The organism is Kiloniella litopenaei, from assembly GCF_000982415.1.
Taxonomy (GTDB): Bacteria; Pseudomonadota; Alphaproteobacteria; order Kiloniellales; family Kiloniellaceae; genus Kiloniella; species Kiloniella litopenaei.
Genome location: NZ_LANI01000045.1, coordinates 1 through 4,259, shown reverse-complemented (window position 1 = coordinate 4,259; position 4,259 = coordinate 1). Strand labels below are relative to the sequence as shown.

At 45.0% G+C, this 4,259-nt stretch carries 1 protein-coding gene; it reads right to left on the bottom strand.

Annotated features, from left to right (window positions below; genetic code table 11):
- Positions 1-66 precede the first annotated feature (66 nt).
- The coding region (locus tag WH95_RS19985; RefSeq protein ID WP_046510197.1) for a beta strand repeat-containing protein at positions 67-4,259 on the bottom strand (4,193 nt) is incomplete at its 5' end.

Below are 4,259 nucleotides of genomic sequence, written 5' to 3'. Positions count from 1 at the left end.
TTGCGAGGACTTTGTCAGCAGTCTGAGGCGCCCGAAGGCGCCTTTTTCATAAGCTAACTGGTAACATTAAAGTGTTGTCAAATTCAGAATATGATCATCATCAACCTGAACTTTAATGATTTCATTATCACCGACACCATTCAATGTCGCAACGGTAGTGAAGCTACTTCCGTCAGATGATACAGATACTGTTGTGATACCAGCGTTAGAATCAAGCTGAACATGATCAGAGATATTCCCATCATTCAGTCCATCAATAGCTGCCTGATCAAGTCCAACTTCAAGCAGTAAATCATGAAGGTTCAGAACATCACCTTCACCATCATCCGCTGTGCCGTTGAAATCAGTAATCACATCCTGACTGCTGATATCGCTGAGAACAAAGGTATCAGAACCTGTACCCCCGGTCAGAACATTAGCACCAGTACCACCGATCAAGATATCATCACCGCCACCGGCATTGATAATATCCGCAAGAGAGCCACCGATCAGGATTTCACCATCGTCGGTGCCTGTTAGCGTCAGGCTATCAACAGTACTGATCACAACAGAAGCATCATCGCTGTCTGCACCGTCTTCAACAGTATAATCAAACCCAGGTGTTGGTGTGCTTACGCCGCTGTTATCAACAGAAAGCCAGAGATCATAATCACCATCATCATCGTTATAATATGATTCGACTCTTACATAGTACGTTCCATCCGATGAAGCTGTATATTCAAGATACGAATCTCTGTTATCTGTTGAACCTGCTCCGCCATTTGTAATACCTGCGTCGTCATTCTCAGCTAATTCGACACCAGAAGAATCATACAAACGTACTCTAGCATCAACACTTTGGCTGCTTGATCCGCCAATACCATTGTCGATATCAAGAATTAGCTTCTCACCCGCAAGGAGAGATACTGCAACCATGTCATAATCACGATTATTACCATTATTTCTGTTATTAATGTCGCCTTTAAAAAGAATACTCGGCAAAGCAGCATTTTTAACATTACCAGCATTACCGTCAGTAACTGGGCCCCATTGGGAACGATCCGTCAAATCAACTGCCGTAGCTCTTGTATCATTTGTCGGATTATTCCACCCATCATTTGAAGCTTCATTAACAACAGTATATCCAGTTCCGAATGAATAATCAGCCAGTGTAAATGTTGTCTCATCCGCAGAACCATCATGCGACATTGATCCGCCTGATGCGTTGCTAACACCACTGATGTCGCGAGCACTGCTGCCCCCGTCATTTTGTGTCAGTACCCAATCAGGAATCTCAATGTCCCCGGATGTGATGTTTGTGATGATACTATCATCCACAGCACTTAGCGGCTCAGCAGCAGTAATATTCAGAACTGCTGATGATGTATCGCCATCCCCATCTGTGATCGTGTAGTTCACAGTCAGATCTGTTGCTTCACCCTCATCAAAGATCAGAATAAATTCATCTGTTGCTGCGTTATAGCCAAACTCAAACGTTGCTCCGTCCAGCTCCCACGAGTTTGTAGAACCATTGAACGTTGCCGGAACACCATCAATAGAGATCGCTGTTACGCTTGCTCCATCAGCACCAAGATCATCATTGGCAACCAAAGAACCAGATGCAATCTGTTGCGATGTTCCCGATGCCGCAAGTAATTCAGCGGCAAGGTTCGCGAAGTTCGGAACAGAAACAAAGCTGTATTGATCACCAGGAATACTTGGGTTGTTGTTATCACCACCACCTTGATTCAAGAAGTAATCTTCAAGACCATCTTGAACACCAGAACTTGTACCAATACCAATACCTGTAACTTGAACAGCGTTGTTGACAATAGCTGTCGCTACATCCTGATCAATTTCATTATCGTTACTTGTATTTGTTGTATTTGGCTCACCATCACTGATGAAATACAAATGATTCTGGCTAAGCGGCAAATCAGTAATCGGGTTCGTCAAGTATTCAGAATTACTTGAGAATAGAGACTGCATACCAGCATCATAGTTCGTTGAACCACCATTGTCATAGTTACCTCGAACTGTCGTCAAGGTATCATCCAGTGTGGTCGATGACAGGGTGCCATCGCCATTGATGCGAACGAAGTCATCCAGATCAATACCACCAACACCGTTATCCTGGAAGACAAAGCTACCATAGTCTTCAGCATTTGATCCAAAAGTAACAAGCGAGAAGGCCAGTTTTTCCGGCGCACCATTCGTCACCAAATCAGTGATGAATGTACGTACACCATCAATCTGGGCCTGATAGTTCGTCTGACCAACAGAGCCACTCTCATCCACAACAAAAGCAATGTTCTGAGGCAGTACGCTGTTATCCGTTGTTGTTTCAACCGCGTCATCAGCTGCTGTTGGAACGTCATCAACAATCTTGATGGACAGTGTGCTGCTGGCGCTATCGCCATCAACATCTGTCACTGTAACATTCAGATTATCGAACAGATTATTTTCACCGTTATCTGCCGGACCATGCCCCGTTGAATTATCAACAAGTGTATAGCTATAGCTGACTTTACCATCTGCTGGATTAAAGGCTGTAATCTCAAGGGAATTACCTTCTGGTGTCGTGATTGTGACTGGTGTGAACACACCATTAGTAATCACAGCTTCCCCATTGATTGTCAGATCATCCAGACCATCTGGTGCCGAGATATTAAAGTCACCTGTCTGCGTCAGAGCACCTGCATCAGGGCTTGATCCATCAGCAAGGTTATCTTCATCAACAACCGCATCACCACCTTGGGCTTCAGGAATCAGGTTCGTAATCTCAACATCCTGATCAGTATTTTTGAGCGTTATTGTCAGAGTAGCAGTATCACCATCACCATCACCATCCTTAACGGTATATGTGAAAGTTTCAGTCAATGTTGCACCACCAGCCAGAGCAATAACATCCGGGTCAGCATAATCCAGCGCGTAGCTGTAGTTACCATCAGCATCAACCGTCAGTGTTCCGTATTCACCAACAACTGTTGTACCACCGGTAACATTATCCCAGGTAATTGATCCGAAGCCATCAGCACCCAGATCATCTGCATTGCCATCTGTTGGATTGGCATCCCCATTAGCAACATCGACACCAGTAATAACGTTTCCGGTTGCAACGTTTCCAGAAGATCCAACATTACCATTCAGTGCATCAGCAAGATCCGCAAAGGCAGTGGTAACAACTTCGGATGGCGCATCAACGATACCAACCCCGAAGAAATCTTCGAAAGTTTGAGGACTAACACTGTCACCAATAGCAACAGCCGTCAGTTCAATCGCCCCGCTGTTAAGTAGTGCCTTACCATTATTATCAAGACTTACATTATTGCTACTGAGAGAAGAAGCACCATCATTACGATTTCCATCACTCAGGAAGAATATCTGATTATTTGCTCCAGGCTGTTCCGCATAACCGGCACCACCTGTATTGCTAAAGAGTTCTTCAAGACCTGCCTCGAAATCAGTAACACTACCACCTGAATAGCTATTACCATCAGGTTGAGTAAAGGTCCCATCCGCAGCAGCATCCATTGCTGTATTTAATGAGGCAAGATCAGTGAAGACGCCCACTGTTCCAGCATCATCATCGAAGGCTACAATCGAGATCGTTACATTTGGATTGCCACCAAACAGTGTCGCCGCAAATGCTTTGACACTATCAACCTGCGCAGCACGTTCCGTAGAACTAACGCTACCGCTGAAATCCATAACAATACCGATATTCTGTGGCGGTACTGCATCAATACTTACTTCAATGCAATCTGTATCATCTTCAGCAACGGGACCATCATCCTCAACGGTAACACTGAAGGTGCTGGTTGATTGGTCACCGTCACTGTCGGTAACACGTACACCAAAGTTATCAGGCACAGTATCATCTGCACCACGATCACCATCACCATCTGTTGTTGAGGTATCTGTATGATCTGTCGTGTTATCGCTTAGTGTATAGGTCCAGCTATAGTTACCAGAACCATCAACGCTAACGACCAGCTCTCCATAATCACCAGAGACTGTTCCGCCACCAGTAACATCAACCCATGCACCATTTTCATTCTGGACTTCAACTTTTGCCAGTGTATCACCACCAGAAGTATCTGTGCCATTGGCATCAATATCAAAAGTACCAGAAGCTGTTAGGCCCTCTGCACCTCCAGGTGAAGTACCATCCGGCAAGGCCGCTTCGCTGACAACACCATCTGTCGTATCGACAGAAATTGTCGGCGTCGTATCGGAAACATCAACGGTAAAGTTGTAGCTGTCCACATCCGTGTTGT